The organism is Deinococcus aerolatus, from assembly GCF_014647055.1.
In the GTDB taxonomy this organism is placed as follows: domain Bacteria; phylum Deinococcota; class Deinococci; order Deinococcales; family Deinococcaceae; genus Deinococcus; species Deinococcus aerolatus.
In genome coordinates this window covers 1-1,599 of sequence record NZ_BMOL01000061.1, presented here as the reverse complement: position 1 = coordinate 1,599, position 1,599 = coordinate 1, and the positions used below count along the sequence as shown (strand labels likewise).

General features: G+C 56.9%; 1 pseudogene. It reads right to left on the bottom strand.

What is annotated here, in order from left to right:
• Positions 1–112 precede the first annotated feature (112 nt).
• Positions 113–1,220 (bottom strand): annotated as a pseudogene (locus IEY31_RS19185) (IS701 family transposase).
• Positions 1,221–1,599: the final 379 nt, after the last annotated feature.

Below are 1,599 nucleotides of genomic sequence, written 5' to 3'. Positions count from 1 at the left end.
GCCGCTTGCGTTCTGATGTTGGCGAAAATCAGGCCCTTTCTTGGGTAGGGTTCTTGGCAGCCTCTAGTGGTAGTCCGTTGACTCATGCGTGATTCGCCGTCCTGGACGATATCTAGGCCACGTATAACTGGAGAGGAGTCCCTCGTCCGACCTGATCCAGAAAATGAAAGAGTTGCCGAGGTGGTCGTTTCCGTGGAATAGGCACGCTAGGCTCGCCACACCTAGACAAACAGCTCCAGCCATAACCGCACGTGATGCAGCAAGGTACTCCAACTGGACGCGTCCAAGGGACGCATCCTGCCCGCTCTGCCGGAAATTGGTAATGAGATACTCCGTCGTATCGTGCGGGAGAGTGACGGGATCTGGCGTGACCACGATCAGGCGTAACGGTCGCCCAGAGCCATACGGTCCACCGCTCACTTCTGCCCGCCAGAACAATCGCTCTGTTCCATTGGTAAACGTCCGCTTGAAGGGTTGCTAGTCTGTTGACGCTGCGCGCAGCGCCAGCTCCTCCACGCTGCCAGGTTGACCCTGTTCGTGCCACCAGGCGTATGAACTGGGCAGTGCCAGCACGAACGGAATCGATGCGGTGAGCAGTGACGTGAGGAAAAACTCGTTGCGTCCGTACAGACAATCTGCCACCAAGGCCAGTCGTGCCGAACGGCCTCAATCAACACCACCGCCAGTTGAGGCTTGGTGCGGAATGCAGGGTCACTGGTCTTGCGGGGAAAGTAGTGTGCGGGCGTGTACGGTCGTCACTGAAGCGGAAAGTACGCCTGAGGTGTGTCATACAGCACATGCACGGTCACAACGCCCGAGTCGACTTTGCCCAGGCTTCCCAGATATTGCCGTCCGACATGCGCGGTCTGTGTGCCGTACTTCCGAATTCCAGTCTCATCAATGACCAGAACAGCCGCCGCCGTCGGTGCCGTAGCGCACCCACGGCGCATGACATCCAGATGGGCTCTGTGCAGTTGGTCTGGATCCCAGGTGCTTTCGGAGAGAAACCATTGCAGCCGCTGCGCTGCCTTGTGCTGACTCCCCGCCTTTCCGGGTGCCGTGTTGGCGAGGCCGGTTGCGGTGTTGTGCCGCTTTGTGCCGAGCACCAGACCCTGCAGGTACAGGCGCAGCGCTTCCCGCTGCGTGGGCCGATTAAACACGTGATCCAGCTGAGTACAGCCGTTGTCCAGTGGATCTGGCACCACACGATCCTGGGTCATATCCCAGTGTGCGCTTCTGAACAGTCAACGGACTACCACTAAACGTGCCTGACTGCAGTCCCAGCGCTGGCCTGAGCGCTGAACGGGACGATAGGTTCTAAATCTCACTTCGCATTGAGAAGGGCTAGGTGCATCTCAGACCTGATGCTAACCATCCAGTAGAGCGAGAGGCTCTCTCAAAAATCTTACAAAGTGATAAAACATACTTTCCAAGAGTATGATTTCACTCTAAGATCATAAAGATCACATTATTTACTCACGTAGCTGCCTTTGCAGTATTTCCGCGAGGGCGGTGCCGTGCGAGGAAAGACGCTCTTCCTCGTCGTCTGACATGGTGATTTTTCGCTCCGTACGCACCTGCCCTTAAGAGCGGTGTCTC